General features: G+C 70.8%; 18 protein-coding genes. 12 read left to right on the forward strand and 6 right to left on the reverse strand.

The genetic code is table 11. The annotated features are described in order from the left end of the window. The first annotated feature begins 514 nt into the window (after window positions 1-514). From QSK39_RS47065 to QSK39_RS47075, 3 genes are all read left to right on the forward strand, one after another. On the forward strand, window positions 515-1,279 hold the full coding sequence (locus QSK39_RS47065) for a bestrophin-like domain (protein ID WP_285484360.1): 765 nt from the start codon (window positions 515-517) through the stop codon (window positions 1,277-1,279). Continuing rightward, the gene (locus QSK39_RS47070; protein WP_285484361.1) at window positions 1,276-2,583 is read left to right on the forward strand and encodes a DUF6923 family protein; all 1,308 of its coding nucleotides are present in this window, start codon (window positions 1,276-1,278) and stop codon (window positions 2,581-2,583) included. The genes QSK39_RS47065 and QSK39_RS47070 overlap by 4 nt, the downstream gene beginning before the upstream one ends. A gap of 581 nt (window positions 2,584-3,164) precedes the next feature. Further along, window positions 3,165-4,727: an esterase-like activity of phytase family protein gene (locus QSK39_RS47075; RefSeq protein WP_285484362.1), complete on the forward strand. Its 1,563-nt coding sequence runs from the start codon at window positions 3,165-3,167 to the stop codon at window positions 4,725-4,727. A gap of 3 nt (window positions 4,728-4,730) precedes the next feature. Here the strand turns inward: QSK39_RS47075 and QSK39_RS47080 are convergent, their stop codons facing one another. Next, a complete protein-coding gene (locus QSK39_RS47080; RefSeq protein WP_285484363.1) occupies window positions 4,731-5,747 on the reverse strand; it encodes an autoinducer 2 ABC transporter substrate-binding protein in 1,017 nt (338 codons plus the stop codon). A 179-nt stretch (window positions 5,748-5,926) separates the two neighbouring features. On the opposite strand from QSK39_RS47080, the gene QSK39_RS47085 reads away from it, so the two are divergent. The 3 genes from QSK39_RS47085 to QSK39_RS47095 all read left to right on the forward strand — a co-directional run bounded on the left by QSK39_RS47085 (window position 5,927) and on the right by QSK39_RS47095 (window position 7,394). Further along, a complete protein-coding gene (locus QSK39_RS47085) occupies window positions 5,927-6,289 on the forward strand; it encodes a hypothetical protein (RefSeq protein ID WP_285484364.1) in 363 nt (120 codons plus the stop codon). 51 nt (window positions 6,290-6,340) lie between these two features. Continuing rightward, window positions 6,341-6,847, forward strand: coding sequence for a DUF305 domain-containing protein (locus QSK39_RS47090; RefSeq protein WP_285484365.1), 507 nt, complete (start codon window positions 6,341-6,343; stop codon window positions 6,845-6,847). Between the two features lie 91 nt (window positions 6,848-6,938). Then, window positions 6,939-7,394, forward strand: coding sequence for a DUF4396 domain-containing protein (locus tag QSK39_RS47095; RefSeq protein ID WP_285484366.1), 456 nt, complete (start codon window positions 6,939-6,941; stop codon window positions 7,392-7,394). A 27-nt stretch (window positions 7,395-7,421) separates the two neighbouring features. Here the strand turns inward: QSK39_RS47095 and QSK39_RS47100 are convergent, their stop codons facing one another. The 3 genes from QSK39_RS47100 to QSK39_RS47110 all read right to left on the reverse strand — a co-directional run bounded on the left by QSK39_RS47100 (window position 7,422) and on the right by QSK39_RS47110 (window position 13,115). Further along, the gene (locus QSK39_RS47100; protein ID WP_285484367.1) at window positions 7,422-8,657 is read right to left on the reverse strand and encodes a glycoside hydrolase family protein; all 1,236 of its coding nucleotides are present in this window, start codon (window positions 8,655-8,657) and stop codon (window positions 7,422-7,424) included. Between the two features lie 231 nt (window positions 8,658-8,888). Beyond that, window positions 8,889-10,103 carry a DUF8814 domain-containing protein gene (locus QSK39_RS47105; RefSeq protein ID WP_285484368.1) on the reverse strand — a complete coding sequence of 405 codons (1,215 nt, stop codon included), beginning with the start codon at window positions 10,101-10,103 and terminating at the stop codon, window positions 8,889-8,891. A 78-nt stretch (window positions 10,104-10,181) separates the two neighbouring features. Further along, complete coding sequence (locus tag QSK39_RS47110; RefSeq protein WP_285484369.1) at window positions 10,182-13,115, reverse strand: AfsR/SARP family transcriptional regulator; 2,934 nt, start codon at window positions 13,113-13,115, stop codon at window positions 10,182-10,184. Between the two features lie 99 nt (window positions 13,116-13,214). Here QSK39_RS47110 and QSK39_RS47115 point away from each other — a divergent pair, with 99 nt between their 5' ends. From QSK39_RS47115 to QSK39_RS47130, 4 genes are all read left to right on the forward strand, one after another. Next, entirely contained in the window at window positions 13,215-13,871 is a 657-nt protein-coding gene (locus QSK39_RS47115) for an SH3 domain-containing protein (RefSeq protein ID WP_285484370.1), read from the forward strand. 34 nt (window positions 13,872-13,905) lie between these two features. Beyond that, window positions 13,906-15,477: an alkaline phosphatase D family protein gene (locus QSK39_RS47120; protein WP_285484371.1), complete on the forward strand. Its 1,572-nt coding sequence runs from the start codon at window positions 13,906-13,908 to the stop codon at window positions 15,475-15,477. A gap of 24 nt (window positions 15,478-15,501) precedes the next feature. Next, the gene (locus QSK39_RS47125) at window positions 15,502-16,128 is read left to right on the forward strand and encodes a TetR family transcriptional regulator (RefSeq protein WP_284749652.1); all 627 of its coding nucleotides are present in this window, start codon (window positions 15,502-15,504) and stop codon (window positions 16,126-16,128) included. 311 nt (window positions 16,129-16,439) lie between these two features. Further along, window positions 16,440-17,921: a glycoside hydrolase family 28 protein gene (locus QSK39_RS47130; RefSeq protein WP_285484372.1), complete on the forward strand. Its 1,482-nt coding sequence runs from the start codon at window positions 16,440-16,442 to the stop codon at window positions 17,919-17,921. Between the two features lie 289 nt (window positions 17,922-18,210). Here the strand turns inward: QSK39_RS47130 and QSK39_RS47135 are convergent, their stop codons facing one another. Then, the gene (locus QSK39_RS47135; protein WP_285484373.1) at window positions 18,211-19,398 is read right to left on the reverse strand and encodes a glycoside hydrolase family 88/105 protein; all 1,188 of its coding nucleotides are present in this window, start codon (window positions 19,396-19,398) and stop codon (window positions 18,211-18,213) included. Between the two features lie 396 nt (window positions 19,399-19,794). Here QSK39_RS47135 and QSK39_RS47140 point away from each other — a divergent pair, with 396 nt between their 5' ends. After that, window positions 19,795-21,567 carry an alpha-L-fucosidase gene (locus tag QSK39_RS47140; protein ID WP_285484374.1) on the forward strand — a complete coding sequence of 591 codons (1,773 nt, stop codon included), beginning with the start codon at window positions 19,795-19,797 and terminating at the stop codon, window positions 21,565-21,567. Here the strand turns inward: QSK39_RS47140 and QSK39_RS47145 are convergent. After that, the gene (locus QSK39_RS47145; RefSeq protein ID WP_285484375.1) at window positions 21,546-22,784 is read right to left on the reverse strand and encodes an amylo-alpha-1,6-glucosidase; all 1,239 of its coding nucleotides are present in this window, start codon (window positions 22,782-22,784) and stop codon (window positions 21,546-21,548) included. The two genes, QSK39_RS47140 and QSK39_RS47145, sit on opposite strands and share 22 nt — an antisense overlap. Window positions 22,785-22,842: 58 nt before the next feature. On the opposite strand from QSK39_RS47145, the gene QSK39_RS47150 reads away from it, so the two are divergent. Next, the gene (locus tag QSK39_RS47150) at window positions 22,843-23,979 is read left to right on the forward strand and encodes an ROK family transcriptional regulator (protein WP_285484376.1); all 1,137 of its coding nucleotides are present in this window, start codon (window positions 22,843-22,845) and stop codon (window positions 23,977-23,979) included. The last annotated feature ends 57 nt before the right edge of the window (window positions 23,980-24,036 follow it).

Raw genomic sequence — 24,036 nt, forward strand, 5'->3', positions numbered from 1 at the left:
GCATCTGGGGGACCGACTTGGTCGTCGTGGCCAGGGTGCGGGCGGCGGCCCGTCCGAGGCTCAGCGGGGCCTGGTCGGAGTCCACCGGGTCGGTGACAGTCACAGCGAGAACCACCCAATCATTCGTGAGCCGGGAATGCCCGAGGCTGGCAACGAAGAATCAACATAGCAACGGCGCCCGCGCGCACAATGACACGATCGAGTCGACGAGCAGATCACCTGGTTGGTTTCCGGCCATTCCGGGCACCATCTCCCGTCGTGTGCCGGCCGGTCATCACCCACTGTTCCCGGGCATCACCCGGTCGGGAAAATCGCGGCCCGTAAGGGGAATTCGTCGTCGCGGTGGGGCACGGCGCAGGCCACCCCGGCGGCGGTGAACTGCGCCGAACCGGCTATGGTCGCGGCCTGGGTGAGGCCACTCGGATGAATCGAACAATTCCCGGTTGTCGGCCTGGAAATGGGTGGCTAACTTGAGCGATCCGGCGGTGAATCCGCTCGGTGGGAAAGGACGTGGATGAACATCTTCGTGGCCGGCGGTCTCTGGGTGGCCGGCGCGGCCCTCGTCGGGGGCGTGATCGCGTACCTGGTCCGCCGCTTCGGCTGGGACGAGGGGCGACCGGACAACAACGACGCGGCGGGCCAGGTGTTCACCATCGTCGGCGGGCTGCACGCGGTGCTCGTCGCGTTCGTGCTCATCTCGCTGTTCGACGCGGTCGGCGGCGCGAGCCAGGACGCGCAGACCGAGGCCGACAGCCTGGTCGCGGCGACCTGGGCGGCCGACGCGTTGCCCGCCGAGACGAAGGATCGCGTGCACCAGCTCGCCGTCGCGTACGCGCAGACCGTCGAACAGCAGGAGTGGCCGAAGCTGAGCGGCGGCGGCGAAATCCCCACCACGGGCTGGACGCAGCTGGACCAGATGCGCCAGGCCGTCGCGGCGGCCGACGTCGACGGTGACTGGCAGATCGACCGCAAGACCGAGGCGAGCAACCAGCTTTGGGCGGTCTACCAGGCCCGCACGCAGCGGCTGAACAACGCGGGCGGCGGCGGGGTCGGGGCGGTCGTCTGGTTCGCGCTGATCCTCGGCAGCCTGATCACCGCGATCCTGCTGCCCAACCTCTTCGGCGGCACGCGGCTGGCCGCGCACATCATCATCGTCTCCACCCTGGCCGGCACGATCACGTTGCTGCTGTTCGCGATCTACCAGCTGCAGAACCCGTTCAGCGGGGGTGCGAAGATCCCGGCGGAGGCGTTCACCGGCGCGCTGGAAAGGCTGGCTTGACCGGCAGGCGGGCCCGCTGGGCGGCGATGCTCGGCGTGGCCGCTGCGGTGTCGGCCCTGCTGGCGGCGACGGGCTGGCTCGCGCCCGCGTCGTCCCACCGCCCGGCGGCCCAGGACCCGGCGGCCTGCACGGTCCTGCAGGCGGAGAACGAACGCGACGGCGCGCCGACGACGTTGCGGCTGCTGTCCCTGCCCGGCGGCGCGACGAAACGCCTGACGCAGGCGGGGTACTGGATCAACGCGATGGGGTACTCGGCCGCGCAGGGCGTGGTCTACGGCGTCGCCGACGGAACGCGGGGCGGCCGGTACGACCACGGTTCGCACGCGGTGCGGATCGACGCGTCGGGGGCGGTAACGGACCTCGGCGTGGTCGGCCGGGCGGGGGCGCAGCGTCCGGTGTGGAGCCAGGTCACCGGGGCGACGGCGGGCGCGATCGCCGGGAACCGCTGGTACGTCCGGCAGGACAGCGATCTGTACACAGTGGACATCGACCCGGCGTCGGCGGACTACGTGCGCGTGGTGCACCGGACGGCGTTGCGGCCGGTGTCGCTCGCGGTGGGGGTCGACGACTTCGCGTACGACGCTGCTTCCGGCCTGCTGTACGGGATCTCGACGACTTCGCGCGGGGACGGCGCGGTGGTGACGGTGGACCCGTCGACGGGCAAGGTAGTGGCGGCGCCGGAGCTGCGCTTCCCGCCGGGGGGTGCGTACGGGTCGGTGGTGCTCGGGCCGGACGCGATCTACGCGACGGCGAACCGGGACGGGCGCCGGAGCGTGACGTACCGGTTGCCGAGGGACGGTTCGGGCCCGGCGGTGGAGGTGTCGACCGGGCCGGCGCTGGTGAGCGGGGACGCGGCCGGGTGTTTCGCCGAGACTCCGCCGCCTACCACGACCACCTCGGAGTCCCCTTCGGTGCCGCCGAATTCGCCCCCTTCGATCCCGCCGAATTCGCCACCGACGGTGCCGCCGAACTCCCCGTCAACGCCAACGCCACCACCTTCGCTTCCTGCGCCGCCACCGGCGCCTGAGCTGCCGCCACCATCGCAGCCGCCTCCGGTGGAGCAGGCGGTGGCCCCGACCCCGGCACCCACCCCGGCCCCGGCTCCGGCGGCCACCCCGGTCGAGCTGACCCCGGCCCCGGCCGCACCCCCGTCGAAGCGGTACGTGCAGCCGACGCAGAAGCCGGAGCCGGTGGTCGACGGAACGGCGGTGAAGACAAAGGAGAAACGCCGCTGGGGCCTGACGGCCCTGATCCTGGTCCTGGGCGGCGGAGCAGCAGTGGCCCACGTCCGCCGCCACCGCTGACGCCGAGCCCGGCGAGAGGTCACCGCGCACCGGGTGCACGGCTGGCCTGCTGGCGGCGCGCCCGGCGTGAAGCTGCCGTGCACCCGCCGCAGGGCTGGCCTGCCGGCGGTGCCCTGCGAGAAGCTGCTGCGCACCCGCCGCAGGGCTGGCCTGCTGGCGGCGCCCGGCGGAAGCTGCCACAGCCGGTGCGCGGCAGGCCCGCTGGCAGGTGCCCGGCGAGACGTCGCCGTGCACTCGGCGCACGGCCGTTTGCGGCAGGTCCGCTGGCGGCGCCCGGCGCGAAGCTGCCGCGCACCCGCCGCGCGGGTTGGCCTGCTGGCGGCGTGCCCGGCGGAAGCTGCCATGCACCCGCCGCAAGGCTGACCTGCTGGCGGCGCCCGGCGTGAAGTCGCCGCGCACGGCCGTGCGCCGAGGCGTCGGGCCTCCCTGCCGCAGCGCCGATCCGTCCCGGAGGAGGCGACCACCACACCCTCCGGCCCCACCGTTAACGCCCCGGCCTCCTCGAAGCCAACCGCCGTCCACTTCGGCCACGAAGACTCCTCCTCCGGCGCTAGTCCACGCGCCGGAGGAGGAGAAACGGGATGAAGCGGGTAACACTGGCCCTGGTCGCCGGGGTGCTGGCACTGCCGCTGGCCGCCGGGGCGGCGGAAGCGCACGACCACGGGCCGCGGGCGAAGGATGATCACCTCCGCACCCACGCCGGGCGGACTCTCACCGCCGAGCTGCTCGGCAACGACCGCGGCACCGCCGTCGTCCGGCACACCGCCGCCGCGCACGGGAGCGTCGACCTCGCCGCCGACGGCACCCTTCGGTACACCCCCGCGCCCGGCTTCACCGGCCGGGATTCCTTCACCTACACCGTTTCCGACGCCGTCAAGCTCTACCCGACCGCCCTGAAACCGCTCGCCACCATCGGCGGCGTCCAGATCAAGGGCGGCGCGTACGGCTCCGCGCTCACCCCCGTGCCCGGCGAGAAGAACGAGTTCTACGGCCTCACCGATCGCGGCCCGAACGTCGACGCGCCCGACGGCGGCAAGATCGAGCCGCTGCCGTCCTTCACCCCCGCCATCGGGAAGTTCCGCCTCCGCGACGGCAAGGCCGTGCTCGAGAAGACCATCCCGTTGCGCGCCCACGACGGCACCCCCTACAACGGCCAGGTCAGCCCGCTCGCCGACACCGGCGAGAAGATCGTCGACCTGAACGGGAACGTCCTGCCGCAGTCGGCGAACGGCTACGACTCCGAAGGCCTCGTCGCGCAGCGGGACGGCACCTTCTGGGTCTCCGACGAGTACGGCCCCTTCATCACCCACTTCGGCCGCGACGGCCGCGCGCTCGAGCGGCTCTCGCCCTTCGACGGCTCGCTGCCCGCCGAGATCGAGTACCGCGTGCCGAACAAGGGCATGGAAGGCCTCGCGCTGACCCCGGACGGCCGGACGCTCGTCGGCGTCATGCAGTCGGCGCTGCAGCAGCCGGACCTGACGAAGAAGCCGGGCAACGTCACCACGCTGCGGATCGTCACCGTCGACCTGCGCACCCGCGCCACGCACGAGTACCTCTACCTGCTCGACGACCCGGACACCACCGGCACCGCGGTCAGCGAGATCACCGCTCTCTCGGCGACGCGCTTCCTGGTGGACGAGCGCGACGGCAAGCCCGAGCCGGGCGCCTTCAAGAAGCTCTACGAGATCGACCTGACCGGCGCCACCGACGTCGGCCCGCGGGCCGCGGGGTACGACGCCGTCAAGGGCGGCCTGCTCGTCGGCGGGAAGAGCATCGACGCCTACGTCGGCAAGGACACCACGGCCCAGGCGACGAAGGACCTCGCCGCCGCCGGGATCACGCCGGTGAGCAAGAAGCTGTACCTCGACCTGGGTGCCCTCGTCACCGGCCTCGACCCGAGCGGCGGCTTCTTCGGGCACGACAAGGTCGAGGGCGTCGCGACCACCGACGGCGGCCGGACCGTCGTGATCAGCAACGACAACGACTTCGGCATCGACGGCGTGACGAACGCGGCCCCGCCGTACGCGCTGCACCCGAAGACGCTGCCGGACGGCCGCCAGGACGACGGCGAGTACCTCGCGGTCGACACGACGAAGCTCCCCGCGGTGACGAGCAACGCGACGGTCACGATCGACGTGCGGTAGCCGTCAGTACTTGAACTGGTCGACGTTGTCGGCGGTGATGAGCAGCGGATCGCCCAGCAGGACGGTCTTCGCCGCGACGTCGTACCTCACCGCCGGCAACTCCAGGTTCACCTTGTTGACCGGCAGCAGCGGTTTGCCGTCGGCGACCTGCTTCGCCGTCCACGCGGTCAGCCAGCCCAGCGACTCGACGTTCCACAGCACCGACTCGGAGCACGAGCCGTCGAGCAGGTACGGCTTGATCGACTGCGGCGTCCCGACGCCGACGGTGAACACCTGCCCGATCTTCTGCTGCTCGCGGACCGCCTTCGCGACCCCGGGCGCGGACGTCGTGCACTCGCCGACCAGGCCGGTGAGGTCCGGGTGGCGGGCCATCAGCTCCTTGGCCAGGTTCGTCGCGTTGTCCTGGTCTTCGCCCGCGTACACGGTCTCGACGACCTGAGCCTCCGGGTAGTGCTTGGCCGTGTACTCCTTCTGGACCGCGATCCACGTGTTGAGGTTCGCGGCGGCCGGGCCGCACGAGACGATCGCGTACTTGCCGGTGCCGCCGGTCCGCTTCATCAGCGCGTCGGTGAGCGCGGCGCCGATGCCTTCGGCGCTGGCCTGGTTGACGAACACCTCGCGCTGCGTGCCCGGCGCGTCGGTGTCCGAGGTGAGCACGTGGATGCCCTTCGCCCGGGCCTCGGCGATGGCCGGCGCGAGCGCGGCCGGGTCGTTCGGCGCGACGACGATGACGTCGAACTTCTGCGCGACGAGCCGGCGCACGATGGTGACCTGCTCGGCGGGGTCGACGGTCTTCGGGCCGACGGTGGACCACTGCACGCCCAGCTGCTTCGCCGCTTCGAGGCCGCCGGTGTTCATCGCCTGGAAGTACGGGATGTCGGCGACCTTGGGCACGAACGCGATCCGCGTCGGCGTCGGCGCGGGGGCGCTGCCCAGCTGGTCCGAGCAGCCCCCGAGCGCGAGCGCCGCACCCAGGAGCACCGTCGCGACCAGCCGGGACGTCTTCGTCGGCCCTCGCATCCCCACCCATTCCTCCGGACTTTCGAACGGTCTGCGCGCGGTGGAGACCAAGGGGGAAGGTAGGGCCCCGCGTAACGGTGGTCAACGGGGTGTGCGCAAAGGGTTACGGAAGCGAGTTCTCCTTCGTGGCCCGTGACGGAATTTCGCCTGGTCGGCGGTGTCGGCTACGCTGGGCGACGATGACTCGCCGTTCCGTACCCGCCCGCTGGCTGCTGCTGTGCGCGCTGGCGCTCGCCGTGGTGGCGATGCACCACGTGCCCGCGGACCACGGGCCGGTCGTTGCGGCTTCGGCCTCGATGTCGGGTGAGCTCCACGCCGGGCTGCCGATGCCGGGCCACGACGGCGGGCATTCCCCGCTCCACGACTGCCTCGCGGTGCTCACGGCGGCCGTCGCCCTCCTGCTCGCGGTGGTCCTGCTGTGCTGCCGGGCAACGGGTGCCGTGGTCGTCCGGCAGGTGCCGGGCAGGCGCCGGGGCGCGCGCCCGCCGCCGCCGCGGAGCGGTCGTCTCCTGCTCGCCGCCCACTGCGTTCTGCGGATCTGATCGGCGCGGTTCCGCCGTGCCCATCCGCAAGAACTCCAGTGAGGAAGAGAAATGTCCAGGAAGTTCCTGGCGGGCTTCGTGCTGTCCGCCGCGCTCGCGCTGACCGGGTGTGCCACCCCGGCCGACCACAACGACGCCGACGTCGCCTTCGCCCGGCAGATGGTCCCGCACCACCAGCAGGCCGTCGAGATGGCGACGCCGGTGCCGCAGCACACGAAGAACCCGCAGGTCGTCGCGCTGGCGAACGGGATCGCCCAGGCGCAGCAGCCGGAGATCGACCAGCTCACGGCGTGGCTGAAGCAGTGGGGCGCCCCGGCGATGACCGACCACGGCTCGATGCCGGGCATGGTCGACCCCGGTGACCTCGACACCCTGCGCGACGCCGCTTACGACCGGAAGTGGCTGACGCTGATGCTCGACCACCACCGCGGGGCGATCGACATGGCCCGCACCGAGGTGGCCCAGGGGAGCAACGCCGAGGCCAAGGCGATGGCCCAGCGGATCGCCGACACCCAGCAGGCCGAGGTCGACCGGATGACCGGGCTCCTCGCCGCCTGATCCCGGCGTGGTCCCCGGCAGTCCCGCCGGGGACCACGCTGTGGCGCGCGAGACACGCGCGTTGATACCCCTTGGGGGTATAGTCCCAGGCATGAGCGAACAGCACGGAGCTTCGTGGGCGACGGCGATCCAGGCGACTCTGCACTGCCTGACCGGCTGTGCGATCGGCGAGGTGCTCGGCATGGTCCTCGGCACGGCGTTCGGCCTGCACAACGCGGCGACCGTCGTCCTGTCGATCGTCCTCGCGTTCGTCTTCGGCTACGGCCTCACCATGCGGGGCGTGCTGAAGTCGGGGCTGCCCGCCGCGGCGGCGTTCAAGGTCGCGCTGGCCGCGGACACCGTGTCGATCGCCGTCATGGAGCTGATCGACAACACGGTCGTCGTGGCGATCCCCGGGGCGATGGACGCCGGCCTCGCCAGTTTCCTCTTCTGGCTGGCGCTGGTGCTTTCACTGGCCATCGCGTTCGTGGTCACGGTGCCGGTGAACAAGTGGATGATCGCGCGCGGGCTCGGCCACGCGAAGGTGCACGCCCACCACCAGCACTGACGGGGAGGTGGCGGCCTCCCCGGCGGGTCAGACGCTGGAGAGGTCGACGGCGCGGTCGACCTTCCGCCGGTCGAGCACCCGCAGGATGCCTTCCAGCAGGTAGTAGTCGGCGTAGGGGAGCGACACCTCGATGCCGTCCTCGGCCGGCCGGTTGCGGGTGCAGCGCGCGACGCTCGCCTCGGCCCGGGTGGACTTCGTCGTCAGGCACGTCTGCGAGACGGCCTCGAGGATCCGCAGTGCGCTGTCCCGGTACTGCGTGCGGTGCGTGATCTCGGCGAGGTCGAGCAGGCCGCAGGCCATGATCACGCCGGCGGAGGCGTCCTTGACGTCGTTCGGTGCCTGCGGCGCGAGGTAGTCCCACACCGGCACGTGGTCGGCTGTCAGATGCGACAGCGCGAAGTCGGCCAGTCGCCGCGCGGTGGTCAGGAACTCCTGGTCACCGGTGCGGCGGTGGATCGTCGTGAACCCGTAGACGCCCCACGCCTGCCCGCGCGACCAGCACGACGTCGGGCTGTAGCCCTGCACCGTGTTGGGCCCGATCGGCGCGCCGGTGACGGGGTCGAAGTCGAAGACGTGCGGGGTCGACCCGTCCGGGCGGACGAAGTTCTTCTGCGCGGTCTTCGCGTGCGCCACGGCGATTTCGAGGTACTGCGGGTCCCCGGTCTGCTTGCTCGCGAAGGCCAGCAGATCGAGGTTCATCATCGTGTCCATGATGACGCGGCCGGCGTCCTTCGGGTCGGACAGCGCACCCCAGGCGCGGATGAACTTCCCGGCCGGGTTGTACCGCTTGATCAGCGACGCCGCGGCCTGCACCGCGCCCGCCTTCCACCTGTCGTCCCCGGTGAGCCGCCACGCGGTCACCCACGACGGGTAGAAGAGGAAACCGAGGTCGTGCGTGCCGGTGTCGTTCTGGCGCGGCGCGAGTTTCTCCGCGGACGCCAGCGCGAGGGTCTTGAATTGTTCGTCGCCGCTGTGCAGGTACGCCAGCCACAACTGGCCGGGCCAGAATCCGCCGACCCAGTCGCCATTCTGCGAATAGGTCCACTTTTCGAACTTCGTGCCGACCGGAAACGCGGTGACGCCGGGCGCCACCGCGCGCAGCTTGGCTACCGCGTAGTCGGCCGCTTGGCGGAGCGTCCGGGTGGCGGATGCCTGGTCAAAAGTGGTCGAAGTGCTCGCGGCCGCGGCCGCGGAGGTGCTGGCGCTCACCGCCACCGCGGCACCGGCCGCGGTGGTCAGCAGGGTTCTCCGGGTAACGCTCACAGGTGCCCGCCATTCCGTGTGGGGAAATGTTCCAGGTGCTCGGGAGTTTTCCACAATCGTCACGACGTTGTACAGCGGGCGGGCATTCGTTCAGGAGTGTGAATGATGGACCGGTGAGCGGAATACCCCGGAAAAGGGCGAAGGCCCGGCGGGGGACACCGGGCCTTCGCTTTTCTCGCGGGGGTGAGGGCAGTCAACCACGCGAAACTCGGGGTTCGATCGAGCCGCCGTTCAGCACAGGGGAGCGACCGGTTCGTCGGAGCCCGTCTGCAGGTAGGTGTCCGACACGTAGTTGTTCGGGCCGATCCGGTCCCAGATCGTGCTGGTGCCGAACGTGCCGGTGACGCTGTCGCCCAGGACGTAGCACTCGATGTTGACCTTGGCGTAGTTCGCCGCGAGGCCCTTGACCGCCGCCGACGTGCTCGCGCTCGCCCGGACGTTCATCGGGTCGCCCGCGGTCTTCACGGTGCCGGTCGGGCCGGTGCCCGTCCACAGGTACGTGACGTTCAGGTTCCCGTTGTCCGACATGCCGAGCCCGTCGTAGAAGACGCCGTCGGCGAGGTCGATGCCGGCCGGGTTGCCGACCTTGTAGCCGAGGTCGTCCTTGCCGCCGTTGTAGCCGTTGTGGTAGGCGGCGTACGCCTCGGGCTGCCCCTGCGGGAGGTCCTTGTACTCGTACCGCACGGAAGCCGGGTTCCAGTAGTCGTCCTTGGTGTTCCACGGGCCCACATCCCACACCGGCGCGTACTCGCAGCGGCTGTTGTCCGTCTTGCAGACGCGGACGCTGTAGGAGCCGGAGGCCTTGGGCGAGAGCCCGCGCCCGGACGGCAGGGCGACGAAGTGGTCGCGGCTGGTGATCACGTGGCCGTTGGCGGTCGTGTGGCCCGTGAGGCCTTCGCGGGTGCCGAAGATCTTGTAGGTCAGCGCGGCCGTGGCGGCCAGCGCGTTCACCTGCGGGACGCGGTCCGCGCTGAACGCGACGCCGCGCACCGACGGGCGGACGCCGTCGGTGTCGCTGTGCAGGCTGATCCGCGCCTGCACGGCGCTGACGGCGGTCTTGAACGCGGTGCCGGCGGGCGTCCACTCGGTCCAGTCGTCCGCGCCGGTGCGGCCGCGGACCTCGACGTCGACCGCCGTGCCCTGGGGGGTGTCGGCGGACAGCTGCGCGCTGACGCGGTTCGCCGGCGAGCCCAGCGCGTGCTCGGCGGTGATGAGGCTGCCTTCACTGCCGGCGAAGACCTGCGCGGTTCTGTGCCAGGCGGCGTCGGCCAGGGTCAGGGATCCACCCGCCCCGGTCACGTTGACGTCGTCGTAGTCCACAGTGGACACGTCGGCGGTCCAGGTGGCGTTGGTGGCGGCCTCGGCGGGGGCTCCGGCCAGCGCCGTCACCGCCCCGGCGGCCAGAACCGCCGCGGTCACGCGGCCGGCTTTCTTGATCCGGATCATCCCCGGTTCTCCTCTCGCACTCGTTCACTCGAACGTGGCGAAAGACTGACGGGGTGGCGTACATGATCCGTACAAGCATCAGGCGGAAGCGATGTGCGGCGGCTCCGCCACCGAGGTCACGGGCTCCGGTGGCCGCGACGAGAGCTCCCGCCAGATCGCCAGCGCGCGCTCCGAATAGTCCCGGGACCGCTCCGGCTGCGACAACGCCCGGTGCAGCTCGCCGAGCAGCTGCGACACCTCGGCCTCCGACCGCCGGTCGCCGTTGCGGCGGTGCACCGAAAGCGAGTTCACCAGCAACAGCTGCGCGTGCGCGAAGTCCCCGCTGTGCAGGCACAGCTCGCCGAGGTTCTGGTTCGCGTACCCGACGCAGTGGTCGTCGCCGAGTTCGGTGAAGATCGCGATCGCCTGGTCGACGTGCTCGCGGGCCGCCGCCAGGTTGCCCTGGTGCTGGAAGAGCAACCCCAGCCGCTTGTACGCGTGCGCCTCGCGGTGGCGGTCGCCGATCGCCGCCGACAGCTCCAGCGCGTCGGTGAACCAGCGCTTCGCCGCCGCGTAGCAGCCGCGCGACATCCACACCGCGCCCGCGCCGAGGCGCGCCACCGCTTCGCCGTTCGGGTCGCCTTCCTCCGCGAACAGCTTCAGCGCTTCGTGGCAGTGGTCGAGCGCGAGGCCGTCCTCGCCGTCGATGCGCAGGATCGTGGCCAGGCCGGTCAGCGCGATCGCCACGCCCTGGGCGTCGCCGACCCGCTCGAACAGCGCCTTCGACTCCTCGAACGCCACCCGCGAACTCGCGTATTCGTCCTGGTAGAGCAGGTACTGGCCGAGGTTGCGCTGCACGACCGCCTCCGCGCGCAGCGAACCCGTCCGGCGGGCCGCCGCGAGGGCGATCGTGTGCGTGCTGTGCCAGTCGTCCTGGTGCCCGCGCAGGTCGAAGTACGGCGTCAGCGCCGACGCCAGCTGCCAGGCCAGGTCGTCGAAACCCTGCTCGGCGGCCAGCGAAACCGCCGCGACGCTCGTGTTCCGCTCGGCCGCGAACCACGCGGCGGGGTCGTCGGGCAGCACGTCCGCGGGCACCGCCGGCCGCGGCAGCTCCTCGTCGCAGTACATGCCGAAGAAGTGCAGCGGCATCCGGCGCGCGGCTTCCAAAGCCAGCGCCAGGTACCCCTCGAGAACCCGCCGAAGTCCCGCGCGCGTCTTCGCCGCGTCACTCTGCTCCGCCAGCTCGACCGCGTACACGCGCAACAGGTCGTGCAGCCGGTAGCGCGGCTGCCCGGCCGAATCCGATCCGACAAGCTCGACGAGGTGGCCGTCGACCAGCACGTCGAGGACGTCCTCGGCCTCGCGGCGGCCCAGCACGGCCGCGACCGCCCACGCCGGGAACTGCACCGGCCCGAGCAGGCCGAGCCCGCGGAACGCCGTGGCCGCCGACATCGGCAGCAGGTCGTAGGACAGCGTCACGCTCGCGCGGACGGCGAGGTCGCCGACGCGCAGCTCGTCGAGCCGGCGGTGTTCGTCGCGCAGGCGGTCGGCCAGCAGCCGCAGCGTCCAGCCGGGCCGGTTCGTCAGCTTCGCGCCGGCCACCCGGATCGCCAGCGGCAGGTGCCCGCACTGGCGCAGGATCGCCGCGGCGCTCTCCGGCTCGGCGGCCACCCGCTCGGTGCCCACGATGCCCTGCAGGAGCATCGCGCCTTCGTCCTCGGGCAGGAGGTCGACGTCGACCGGCGTGGCCCCGGGGAGCCCGGGCAGCCGGAGCCGGCTGGTCACCAGCACCGCGCACGCGCCGGCGCCGGGCAGCAGCGGGCGCACCTGGGCGGCGCTGCCGGCGTCGTCGAGCACGACGCACATCCGCCGTCCGGCCAGCCGCGAGCGCAGCAGCGCCGAGCGTTCGGCCGGTTCCCGCGGCAGGCCGGCGTCCGGGATGCCCAGCGCCCGCAGCAGTTCCGCGAGCACGCCCATCGGCGCCCGCGGCGACGACGACGTGCCGGCCAGGTCGACGTGCAGCTGGCCGTCGGGGAAGTCGTCGCGCACGGCGTGCGCGATCCGGATGGCGACCGCCGACTTCCCGACGCCGGGGGCGCCGGAGAGCACGACCACCGCGGGCGTGCCGGAGTCCGCGCGCTCGCGCAGCAGCCCGGCGACCTCGCGCAGCACGTCGTCGCGGCCGGTGAAGTCCGGCAGGTCGAGCGGCAGCTGGCAGACCGGTACGAAGTCCGCCGGACGCCCGGCGGGCACGCTTTCGACCACCAGCGTCGCGCGCAGCTCCCGCAGCTTCGCGCCCGGTTCGGCGCCGAGCTCCTCGCGCAGCACCCGCTCGGCCGATGCGTACGCCTCGACGGCGTCCGCGGTCCGGCCGGCGGCGCGCAGCGCGACGATCAGCTGCGCCCACAGCTCTTCCCGCAGCGGGTGCTCGGTGACGAGGCCGCGCAGCTCGGCGACGGCCTCGCCGCAGCGGCCGAGGTCGATCCGCGCGCGCAGGCGCTGTTCCTGCACCGACAGGCGGAGCTCGGCGAGCCGGGCGACGCTCGCGCCCCAGCTGTGGTCGTGCGGGAGTCCTTCGAGGACTTCGCCGCGCCACAGCGCTTCGGCCCGGTCGAGCAGTTTGAGAGCGCTCTCGGCATCGGCGCGATCGAGCGCTTCCTGCGCCTCGCCGGCCAAGGCCGTGAACGCGAGGTGGTCCAGTTCCTCCGGCGACGCGGTCAGCAGGTAGCCGGAGGCCCGGCTGCTGATCCGGTCGCCGAGGCCGGGGTCTAACTCGGCGAACCGCCTCCGGAGCGAATGGACGTACGTGCGGATGTTCGCCGCGGCCGAGCGCGGGGCCGATTCCGGCCACAGCACCTCGACCAGCACGTCGGCGGACACGACGACGTTCGGCTGCAGCGCCAGCGCGGCCAGCAGCAGCCGGGGCTTCGGCCCGCCGAGCGGGATCACCTGCCCGGAAGCGGTGACCTCCAGCGGACCGAGGACGCGGATGGTAAGCGAGGTGGCCTCAACCTGCCCGATGAGTTCCCCCATGAGCGGATGCTATGACCCGTTCGACGCCGGGGATAGATCCATTCGGAGTGTCCGTGGCCTTTGTACGAGTCGTGTACGGGCCGGGGTCACGCTCCCGCCATGAAGCGTTCGAATCTCCGGCGCACGGCCGGATTGGGACTCGTCCTCGCGACGGTCGGCGCGCTGGCGGTGGGCGGCGCGCTCGAAGCGTCGGCAGCAGCGAGCGGCACTGTCAAGACCGCGGGTGACCCGCTCAACGTCCGCCGGGCACCCACCGCGGGGGCCACGGCCGTCAAGACCGTCGCGAACGGCGCGTCGGTCGCCATCGACTGCCAGATCACCGGTTCGTCGGTGACCGGGACCTACGGCACGAGCACGCTGTGGGACTACGTGCCCGCGCTCGGCGGGTACATCTCGGACACCTACGTCTACACCGGTTCCGACCAGCGGATCGCGCCCGACTGCGGCGTCGGCTCGGGCAGCGGCCAGTGCGCCGACGCCTGCGCGGGCGAAGGGCAGTACCGCTCGTCCGACTCGCACTTCCTGGTCTACGACACCGATGCCGACGGTTACTCGGCCGTCGTCGCGTACTGGCTCAAGGGCGGCGCCGGGCCGTTCTACGTCTGGAACTCCGGTGGCGAGGGCACGAAGGTCGACAAGGCGGTGAGCGTCCCGCACGGCGGCTGGGTGTTCTACAAGGTCTGCGTCGCCAACTACACGACCGCCAAGCCCGACCTGAAGTCCTGCTCCGACGGCATCACCGACTTCGCGGCCTGACCGCGGCTCCCCTTCCCCGAAAGGCATTTCCGACATGGTTCAGGTCAACCGGCGCAAGGTCCTGCTCGGCGGGCTCGCCGCGGTCACCGCCACCGCGGCGTCGGCGGCGCTGCCGTCCTGGGCGAACGCCCGCACCACGGCGGCCGCGCCCGCCATCCACGACCCCTTCCAGCTCGGCGTCGCCTCCGGCGATCCGCTGCCCGACAGCGTGGTGCTCTGGACGAGACTCGCGCCGGCGCCGCTCAACGCCGACGGCTTCGGCGGCATGCCGGACGCCACCTACGCGGTCGACTGGGAGATCGCGAACGACCAGGCGTTCTCCTCGATCGTGCAGAGCGGCTCGGTGAACGCGGTCCGCGCGGCCGCGCACAGCGTCCACATCGAACCGGTGGGGCTGCAGCCGGCACGCGAGTACTTCTACCGGTTCAAGAGCTCCGGCTACCTCTCACCGGTCGGCCGCACGCGCACCGCGCCCGCCGCCGGCGCCGCGGTCAACCAGCTCAAGTACTGCTTCACCTCCTGCCAGCACTGGGAGGAGGGCTACTACCACGCGTACAAGGGCGTCGTGGCCGACGACCCGGACCTGGTGCTGTTCCTCGGCGACTACATCTACGAGAAGAAGTCGGGCCGCGCCGCGGCGGAGCGCAACCCGCGCAGCCTCGCCGTCCCCGACGACACGACCACGCTGGCGCTCTACCGCGCCCGCCACGGCCAGCACAAGACCGACGCCGACCTGCAGGCCGCGCACGCGATCGCGCCGTGGGTCGTCGTCTTCGACGACCACGAGGTGATGAACAACTGGAACGGCACCACTTCGCCCGCGTCCACCGCGCGCAAGGCCGCCGGGTTCCAGGCGTTCTACGAGCACACCCCGATCCGCTCGACGGCGAAGCCGAACGGCGCGTCGATCCAGCTGTACCGGCAGCTCCTGTGGGGCAACCTGGCGCGGTTCCACATGCTCGACACGCGGCAGTACCGCAACGCCCAGGTGGCTGACCCGTCCGGCTCGGCCGGCCCGGCCTGCACCGACATGCGCAACACCTCGCGCAGCATCCTGGGCAGCACCGAGGAGGCGTGGCTGCTCAAGCAGTTCGAGTCGCACCCGGCCACCTGGGACTTCCTCGGCCAGCAGGTCTTCTTCGCCACGCGCGACGGCGACGGCGACAAGGCCACCTGCGAGAGTCCCGACTCCTGGCAGGGGTACGAGGCCTCGCGCGACCGGATCGCGAAGGGCTGGGTCGACCGGAAGGTCGCCAACCCGGTCGTGCTCACCGGCGACGTCCACCGGCACTGGGCCGCCGACCTGCGGCTCGACTACTTCGACCACAGCGACCCGCTGATCGGCTCGGAGCTGGTCACGACGTCGGTGACGAGCAACAGCGACACCGCGACCCCGCCGAGCGCGGCCTGGCTGGCGAACAACCCGCACATCAAATATTGCAAGGGCGAGCGCGGCTACGTCCGCGTCACGACCACGCCGGGGCAGATGCGGGCCGACTTCATGACCACCTCCGACACCAGCGTCTACGACCCGGCGTCGGTCGTGATCAAGAACGACGTCAGCTACGTAGTGCAAGCAGGACGGCCTGGCCTGCAGAAGGTCTGACACCGGGGCGCTACGCTGAGTGACGTGAGCGAAGAACTGGGCCTGCGGGAGCGCAAGAAGCTCCGCACGCGGGCGGCGATCTCGACGGCGGCCATCGGGCTCTTCACCGAGCGCGGGTTCGACGCCGTCGGGGTCGCCGAGGTGGCGCGGGTGGCCGAGGTGTCCAAGCGGACCCTCTTCGCCTACTTCCCGACGAAGGAGGACCTGGTGCTGCACCGGTTCGCCGACCACGAGACCGACGCGGCGGACGTCGTCCGCGCCCGCCGGCCCGGGCAGGGTGCGCTGGCGGCCCTGCGGGAGGCGTTCCTGCGGGGGCTCGAAGAGCGTTCGCCGGTGACCGGCCTGTGCGACGAGCCCGCGGTGCTCGCCGTGTTCCAGCTGGTCACCGGCACGCCGGCGCTGGTGGCGCGGCTCGCGGAGTTCACGTCCGCGGGGGAGGCGGCATTGGCCGGGGCGCTCGCCGAGGCCGGCGTCCCGGCACCCGACGCCGGGCTGGCCGCCGCGCAGATCGCGGCCGTCCGGCGGACGCTGGCCACGGCGAACATGGACGCCGTCGCGGCCGGTGTTCCCGCGGCCCGGCGGCACCCGGAGGCCGTCGTGGCGGCCGAACGGGCGTTCCACCTGCTGACGTCCGGCGTAGGGTTCGCGTGAGCCGCCCGGATCATGCCGGATTCATGGTCCGGACCATGACGAATGCACGTTTTCGCCGGGCTCCGCGAAGGTAGACTGCGAAAATCCCGAAAGGACGCCGGAGTCCGCCCGGTGCCCCCATCGTCTTGTCGTCCACACGAACACCGGGGGGACCCGCGTCCCACTGGGGGTGGCGCGGGTCCCCCGGGTCTCCCGCGAACGGTCCTTTTCCGCTTTCCCGGTGATCTTGACACCGCGCTCGCGGCACTCGTAGGCTGAGTGCTCCGCCGTCATGCCGAGCATTTCTCGAATTCATGACAAGGCGGTTCACGGTGAAAAGATTCCTGCTGATCTCCTGCGCGGTCGTGGGACTGGTGGTGGCCGGTTCCGGCATCGCCACCTCCGCGCCCGGCGGCGTTTACGACGTCAAGGACTACGGCGCCAAGGGCAACGGGTCCACGAACGATTCCGGCGCCATCGACAAGGCGATCACGGCCGCCAACGCGGCGGGTGGCGGCACCGTCCGGTTCACCTCGGGGAACTACAAGTCGGCCGACACGGTCCACCTGAAGAGCAACGTCACGATCCAGCTCGACGCGGGCGCGACGATCACCGGCTCGAGCGCGGACAGTTACGACAAGCCCGAGTCGAACCAGTGGGACGACTACCAGGACTACGGCCACAGCCACTTCCACAACGCGATGTTCTACGGCGACAAGCTGACGAACATCGGGTTCACCGGCGCGGGCACGATCGACGGCGGCGGCAACCTCATCACCGGCAACCCGAAGTCCGGCGAGGCCGACAAGATCCTGTCGCTCACCCGCTGTGACGGGCTCACGCTGTCCGGGATCAAGCTGCGGCGCGGCGGCCACTTCGCGGCGCTGATCAACGGCTGCACGAACGTCGTCTCGGACAAGCTGACGATCGACACGTCGAGCGACCGCGACGGCTGGAACATCATCAGCACGACCAACGTCACGATCACGAATGTCACCATCGCGGCCAACGACGACGCACTCGTGTTCAAGAGCGACTACGCGCTCGGCGCGAAACTGCCGAACGGGAACGTCACGGTGAACAACGCGAAACTGTCGGCGGTCTGCTGCAACGCGCTGATGTTCGGTTCCGAGACGTGCGGTGACTTCACCGGTTACCAGATCTCGGACATCACGATCACCGGCGCGCACAAATCGGGGATCGGGATCGTTTCGATGGACGGCGCGAAGATTTCCGACGTCCACTACCGCAACATCACGATGTCCGGCACGTACTCGCCGATCATGATGAAGATCGGCACGCGCAAGCGGTGCGGGAACAAGCCGGGCGTCGGGTCGATCAGCGGCATCACGTTCGACAACATCACCGGCACGCACACGGGCACGAACTTCAGCCCGACGCTCTGGGGCGCGGACAGCACCCACCGCGTTTCCGACGTCACGTTCACCGGAGTCCACCTGAACGTCCCGGGCGGCAACGGCACGGCGGGCACGGGCGTCCCGAGCAACGACGCGACGGACTACAACCCGAAGAGCATCGGCACGCGCCCGTCGTACGGCTGGTACCTGCACTACGCGGCGGGGGTGAAGTTCGTGGACAGCTCGGTGGAGTTCGCGAAGGACGACGGCCGCCCGGCGAGCATCGTGAACAACAGCTCGGACATCACGTTCGACCACTTCACGGCGGAGAAGGGGTCGAAGAGCCCGTTCGACATCGGCTTCCAGACGGTGACGGGCTACTGCGTCAAGGACTCGGCGACGACGTCGGGCTCGGCCCTGCGGCTGAACGCGTCGGGCTCGACTTCGACCTGCTGACCCACCCCAAGGCTCCCTTCCCCGGCCTGGGGAAGGGAGCCTCGCGCCGTGATCGAGGGGGCATCACCCGTGATCAGAGGGGCGACACGCGTGATTGGAGGGGCGACACGGCGGGACCGGCCGGCGAGATCGTGTCGACCCTTCCATCACACGTGATGCCCTCCCAATCACACGTGATGCCCTCCCAATCACACGTGATGCCCTCCCGATCACGGGAGATGCCTCTTTCCGCACACACGAAAGGGCCCCGGCCGGTGAGCCGGGGCCCTTTCTGCGGCGCGCCTGGAGGTCAGTGCGAGAACTGCTCGTTCATGATGAGGAACGCGCCCAGGCCGTGGAAGTCGTTCGTCTTGCGGGCTCGGGCGTAGTAGTACGACAGGTCGCCCACGTTCGTTCCCTCGCAGATGTCCGTGATGTTCGTCAGGCCGTCCGACCCCACCGACACCTTCTTCAGCACGCCGGCGTACCCGCGATCCGCCACCGCCTGGTAGGACGCCGGCAGGTAGCCGCGCTGGACACCCCGGGCCATCGTGAACGTGTACATCGACGACGCCGACGTCTCCAGCCAGTTCTTCGAGTCGCCGCCGCGGTCGACGACCTGGTACCAGCGGCCGGTCGACGCGTCCTGGTAGCGCTGGTAGCCCGCCGCGAGGAAGTTCACGATGTCGATCAGCGCCGCCCGGCGCGGGTGGTTCGGCGGGAGCACCTCGAGGATGTCGATCGCGGCCATGCCGAACCAGCCGATCGCGCGTGCCCAGTGGTACTTCGAGTGGTGCCCGGTCCCGGACGCCCACGACTCGGAACCGTCCTCGTCGTACGCGTGGTACAGCAGGCCCTTCGCCGGTTCGCGCAGGTGGCTGAAGTAGACGACGAGGTTCTTCGCCGACTCTTCGAAGCAGTAGCCGCCGTCGTCGAACGCCGCGCCGTACAGCGCGAGGAACGGCTGGGCCATGTAGACGCCGTCGCCCCACAGCTGGCCGACCTTGCTGGTCGCGTGGAACATGCCGCCGTCCGACGTGCGCGGGTAGGCCGGGAACCGCTTGCGCAGCTGGTCGGCTGCCGTCTTGTACTTCTTGCGGCCCGTCTCGGCGAACAGCAGCGGCAGCATCTGGCAGGAGCGCATCGAGTCGAGGTTGGTGAAGCTGTTCGAGATCCCGCTGTCGGTGATGAAGCGGTCGTACCACGCGACGATGTAGTCGAGGTACTTCCGCTCGCCGGTGCGCTTGTAGAAGAGGTACTGGCCGTAGAGGTACAGCCCGAGCGTGTAGCCCCAGCCGCCGATCTTGTCGGGGGTGTAGCGCTTCATCGTCGAGTCGATCACGGCCCGGGACCAGTCCGCCGGTGGCGCCGCGCCGCCGATCGGGGGGAGCCGGTCCGCCGCGCGCGCGAGGGGCCCTGCCGCGGCGAGGGCGCCCAGCGCGCCCAAGGTGCCGGTCAGGACCGCGCGCCGGGTCGGGCGAAGGGGGTGCTCGGACATTCGTTGTCCTTTCGTGCACGGGCCCCGGTGGTGCGGGCAGTGCCGGGGCAGGGCACGGTCGGGGACTCGTGCCCCGCCCCGGAATGGGTGGCCGGGATGCCGATCCGCCGTCCGTCGGCATCCCGACCAGCTCTGGGGGGCGCGGCGTGCTGCCCGTGTCGCCGGAGCGGTGGGGGAGAGCGAAAGCGCTCTCAGGGGAAACATCTACTCGCCTCCGGGAGGCCGAGTCAAGAGAGATCAGATCTCTCGTGTCATATATCAGATATTTAACCCGAACGGCCGTAGTCACGGTGTACCGGCCGCTGGGACTGCGCGAAAAGGTCGGATCTCAGTATTGACCGTGCCCGGAACCCAGGAGTACACCACCGAGTGGACCAGACCACTTGGAGGTCACCGATGTCAGCCAAGTTCCTGCGGCGGGTGCTCGCCGCCTGCGCCTCGATGCTGGTGGTCGCCGGGCTCGTCGCCGCGCCCGCGTCGGCCGACTTGCAGAAGCCGTCCCAGCAGTGGCTGCGCGACAGCCAGGCGGGCCTGTTCCTGCACTGGGGCATGCGCACGTCACCCGGCTACACCAGTTGCAGCGCCTGGGAAAAGGCGATCACCGACGGCGGGTGGAGTCCCGGCTACTGGGTCACCGAAGCCGAGAAGCTGCACGCGTCGTACCTCGTGCTCGCGTCGTTCCACAGCCGGCTGGGCTACTCGCGCGCCTGGCCGTCGAAGATCCCCGGCAGCTGTACCACCAAGCGGGACTTCCTCGGCGAGCTGATCGCCGCGGCGAAAGCCCGAGGGCTCAAGGTCATCCTCTACATGACCAACGACGCCCAGTGGCACGACGAGGGCGGTCACGAGTGGCTCGACTCCGCCGGCTACTCGAAGTACAAGGGCAAGACCGTGAACCTCGACAGCCAGGACGGCTTCGGCCAGTTCAGCTACGACAACTTCTTCGAGGTCATGAAGAACTACCCGGACCTCGGCGGCTTCTGGATCGACAACGACAACGCCTACTGGGAGTCGCACGATCTGTACCAGCAGATCTACCAGCAGCGCCCGGACTACTTGCTGAGCAACAACAACGAAGACACGCCGATCATGGACACGATCAGCAACGAGCAGAAGACCGGCATGTCCCCGGCGTACGACTACCCGCAGGCGACCTACACGGCGATGCCGCGGCTGACGGAGGCGTGCTTCAAGCTGCCCGACACCGGCTCGTGGTGGTACGGCGGCTCGAACTCGGCGGTGAACAAGGCGCTGAACATCGGACGTCTGGTGACGAACTCGGGTTCGTCGATCAAGTCGCTGATGGCCGAGACGGCGATGGTGAACGGCAAGTTCCCGTCGAACCAGGAAGCGTTCAACAACTTCGCGGACAGCTACTTGAGCGCGATCTGGGATTCGCTCGGCGGTACCGAAGGCGCCGGGTACATGTACGGCGGCATGCAGCCGGGCTTCTGGAACGACGGCGCGCACGGCGTCATCACGATCAAGGGCGAGACGCAGTACGTGCACGTCCTGACGAAGCCGTCGGGCAGCATCCTGAAGATCCGCGACAACGGCTACCGCATCCGCGGCGTCACGAACCTCCGCACCGGGGCGGCGATCCCGTTCACCCAGGGCGGCGGCAGCCTGACGCTGACGGGCTTGTCCGGCTGGGACACCTACGACACGGTGTTCAAGGTCGAGACGGCCGGCCGCACCGGAACGTACGACCCGAAGACGGTGACGCTCAAGGCGAGCGCGTCGGCGAGCAGCCACAGTGGACAGTCAGCGAGCGACGGCGACTACCTGACGTACTTCGACAACAACAAGACGTTGCCGGTGAACCTGGACTACGACCTCGGATCGGCGAAGAAGGTCCAGTACGTCGGCGTCAACCAGCGTGAGGACTCGGTCAGCTACGCGCGATCGGACACCGAGCAGTCGGCGCGCATCAAGGCGTACAAGGTGTTCGTGTCGAGCGACGGCAAGAACTGGGGCAGCGCGGTGAAATCCGGGACACTCCCGAGCCACCGCGGCGTCCAGTTCGTCGACCTGTCGGCGGTGACGACGAGGTACGTCCGGCTGCAGGTGACGAGCACGTACGCGGCCTCGAGCGACAGCACGCGCTACAAGCGCTTGCGGATCGACGAGACGTGGCTGGGCTCGGACTACGCGACCGCGGCGGGCTGAGCCAGGAGGTCCAGGGTCAGCGCCGCGGTCCAGCCGAACGAGCGGGCGCCGTGGCCCGCACCCGTCAGCGGGTCCACGTACTCGGCGAAGTCCGTCCTCGCGGCCGTCGCGACGAGGTCGTCGCGCAGGCGCGACGCCAGTGCGTGCTCGCCGTGGCGCAGCAGGCCCTGGCGGACCAGCCAGCCGACGTTGGCCCACGACGGGCCGCGCCAGTAGCGGCCCGCGTCGAAGTCCGGTGCCGTCAGGTCGTGGCTCGGGACGCCGTGACCGCGCCCGAGCCGGAACCTCGGCCCGGTGGCCGTCGCCAGCAGGGCCGGGGCGACGGCCAGGTCCGGCAGCAGCAGGGGCAGCAGGCCCGCGCACGTGTGCGCGCCGGTCAGTGAGCCGGTCCGGACGTCGCGGGCGAAGAAAAAGCCGTTGTCCCACAGCGTTTCCTGCAGTGCCTTCTCGACGCGCGCCGCGGATTCGCGGTGGGTGGCGGCGGCCGCGGGCAGGCCCAGCACGTCGGCGATCTCGGCCAGCGCCAGTTCGGCGTCGGCCAGGATCGCGTTGAAGCCGGGATCTTCGACGACGAACTCGCCGAAGCCTGCGTAGCCGCGGTCCCGGTAGTCGGCCGCGAGCCGGACGTAGCGGCCGTAGTCCTCGTCGCTCGGCCGGTCGGCGGCGTCGCCGTGCTGCAGGTCGCGGCGGACGAACCCGCTCGTCGGCGTGACGCGGGAGAGCGGGTCGTCCCAGGCCGGGCTGTTGTCCATCCCGGACTCCCACGGGTGCACGATCGCCGCGAGCCCGCGCCCGCCGGCGTCCCGCGAAACCCGCAGGTACTCGTGCCAGGCCCGCAGCTTCGGGTACAGCGTGGCGAGGAACGTGCGATCGGGCTCGGCCTCGTGCACCGCCAGCACCGCCCGCGCGTGCACCGGCGGCTGGACCAGTCCGGACGTCCGCCGCGCGCGCCAGAAGTCCGGGCCCGGGAAGTACGCCTCGGGCGGGGTGTCGGGGTTGAAGAGGATGTGCGGGACGCGGCCGTCGCGCCACTGCGCGGAGAACAGCGTCAGCAGCTCGACCCGCGCTCGCGCCGGTGACAGGTGCCGCAGGCCGATGGCGATGAACGCCGAATCCCAGCTCCACTGGTGCGGGTAGAGCGAGCGCGACGGCACGGTCGACGAGCCGAGCCAGTTGCCGTCGAGGACAGCCGCGGCACGCCCCCATGTTACATCCATATGTCCAATCTATCTCCGACTTGTGTATTGTCAATGGACAAAAGTCCGAGGGAGGGCGATGACGACCAGCGCCGGCGAGCTGTTGCAGCTGGTCAGGACCGGGCAGGCGACCACGCGAAAAGCCCTGCTCACGCGCAGCGGACTGTCGCGCACGACCCTCACCGCGCGCCTGGACCGGCTGCTGGAGGCGGGCCTGCTGGCCGAAGGCGGCCACGAGGACTCCACCGGCGGCCGCCCGGCCCGGCAGCTGCGGTTCGACGACCGGCACGCCGTCGTCCTCGCCGCGAGCGTCGACACGATGCACGCCGAGGCCGCGCTCACCGATCTGACGGGACGCCGGCTGACCCGCCGCGCGGGCGACCTGCGCGTCGCCGACGGCCCGGAGCCGGTGCTCGGCCGGATCGCGGAGTGGTTCGAGGAGATGCTGGCCGGGGTGGACCGGCCGGTGTGCGGCGTGGGGATTTCCGTACCGGGCCCGGTCGAGGGCGGCCGCGTCCGGCAACCGCCGATCATGCCCGGCTGGGACGGCTACCCGATCGACGAGCACCTCGAGGCCCGATTCGGTGCCCCGGTGCTGGTCGACAACGACGCGAACCTGATGGCGCTGGGCGAGCACCGGGCCCGCTACCCGGAGTCGGCCGCGCTGGTGGTCGTCAAGGCGTCCACCGGGATCGGGGCCGGCCTGGTGATCGGCGGCGAGGTGTACCGCGGCATCGACGGCGGCGCGGGCGACATCGGCCACGTCCGGCTGCCCGGCCACGAGGACGCCCGCTGCCTGTGCGGCTCACTCGGCTGCCTGGCGGCGGTCGCCGGCGGCGGCGCACTGGCCGCCCGCCTGACGGAGCTGGGCCTGCCGACGACGTCGGGTTCGGGCGTCCGCGAGCGGATCCTGGCCGGCGAACCGGCGGCGGTGCGGCTCGCGGAGCAGGCCGGCCGCGAGGTGGGCGAGGTGCTCGCGACGCTGGTGTGCGTGGTCAACCCGGGCGTGCTGGTGATCGCCGGCGACCTGGCCGAGCCGCACTTCGTGGCCGGGGTCCGCGAAGTGCTGTACGCGCGGGCGCTGCCGCGTTCGACGAGGAACCTGAGCGTCGAAATCGGCGGCCGCGGGGAAGCGCTCGGCGGGGCGGTGGCGATGGTGGTCGAGGCGGAGTTCGCGCCGGACGCGGTGAACCGGCGCCTCGAAACGCGAGCCTGACGGCCGAACTACCGTCACCCCCGGACTGTCCCGAGTGGACGGAGCAACCGACTTTCG

The organism is Amycolatopsis sp. NBRC 101858, assembly GCF_030269325.1.
In the GTDB taxonomy this organism is placed as follows: Bacteria; Actinomycetota; Actinomycetes; order Mycobacteriales; family Pseudonocardiaceae; genus Amycolatopsis; species Amycolatopsis ponsaeliensis.

Coding starts and splice junctions, on each gene's coding strand:
- QSK39_RS47145 (WP_285484375.1), bottom strand. CDS start 22,784: ATGGATGTAACATGGGGGCGTGCCGCGGCTGTCCTCGACGGCAACTGG.
- QSK39_RS47115 (WP_285484370.1), top strand. CDS start 13,215: ATGAAGCGTTCGAATCTCCGGCGCACGGCCGGATTGGGACTCGTCCTC.
- QSK39_RS47120 (WP_285484371.1), top strand. CDS start 13,906: ATGGTTCAGGTCAACCGGCGCAAGGTCCTGCTCGGCGGGCTCGCCGCG.
- QSK39_RS47140 (WP_285484374.1), top strand. CDS start 19,795: ATGTCAGCCAAGTTCCTGCGGCGGGTGCTCGCCGCCTGCGCCTCGATG.
- QSK39_RS47065 (WP_285484360.1), top strand. CDS start 515: ATGAACATCTTCGTGGCCGGCGGTCTCTGGGTGGCCGGCGCGGCCCTC.
- QSK39_RS47090 (WP_285484365.1), top strand. CDS start 6,341: ATGTCCAGGAAGTTCCTGGCGGGCTTCGTGCTGTCCGCCGCGCTCGCG.
- QSK39_RS47085 (WP_285484364.1), top strand. CDS start 5,927: ATGACTCGCCGTTCCGTACCCGCCCGCTGGCTGCTGCTGTGCGCGCTG.
- QSK39_RS47135 (WP_285484373.1), bottom strand. CDS start 19,398: ATGTCCGAGCACCCCCTTCGCCCGACCCGGCGCGCGGTCCTGACCGGC.
- QSK39_RS47075 (WP_285484362.1), top strand. CDS start 3,165: ATGAAGCGGGTAACACTGGCCCTGGTCGCCGGGGTGCTGGCACTGCCG.
- QSK39_RS47080 (WP_285484363.1), bottom strand. CDS start 5,747: ATGCGAGGGCCGACGAAGACGTCCCGGCTGGTCGCGACGGTGCTCCTG.
- QSK39_RS47105 (WP_285484368.1), bottom strand. CDS start 10,103: ATGATCCGGATCAAGAAAGCCGGCCGCGTGACCGCGGCGGTTCTGGCC.
- QSK39_RS47110 (WP_285484369.1), bottom strand. CDS start 13,115: ATGGGGGAACTCATCGGGCAGGTTGAGGCCACCTCGCTTACCATCCGC.
- QSK39_RS47095 (WP_285484366.1), top strand. CDS start 6,939: ATGAGCGAACAGCACGGAGCTTCGTGGGCGACGGCGATCCAGGCGACT.
- QSK39_RS47150 (WP_285484376.1), top strand. CDS start 22,843: ATGACGACCAGCGCCGGCGAGCTGTTGCAGCTGGTCAGGACCGGGCAG.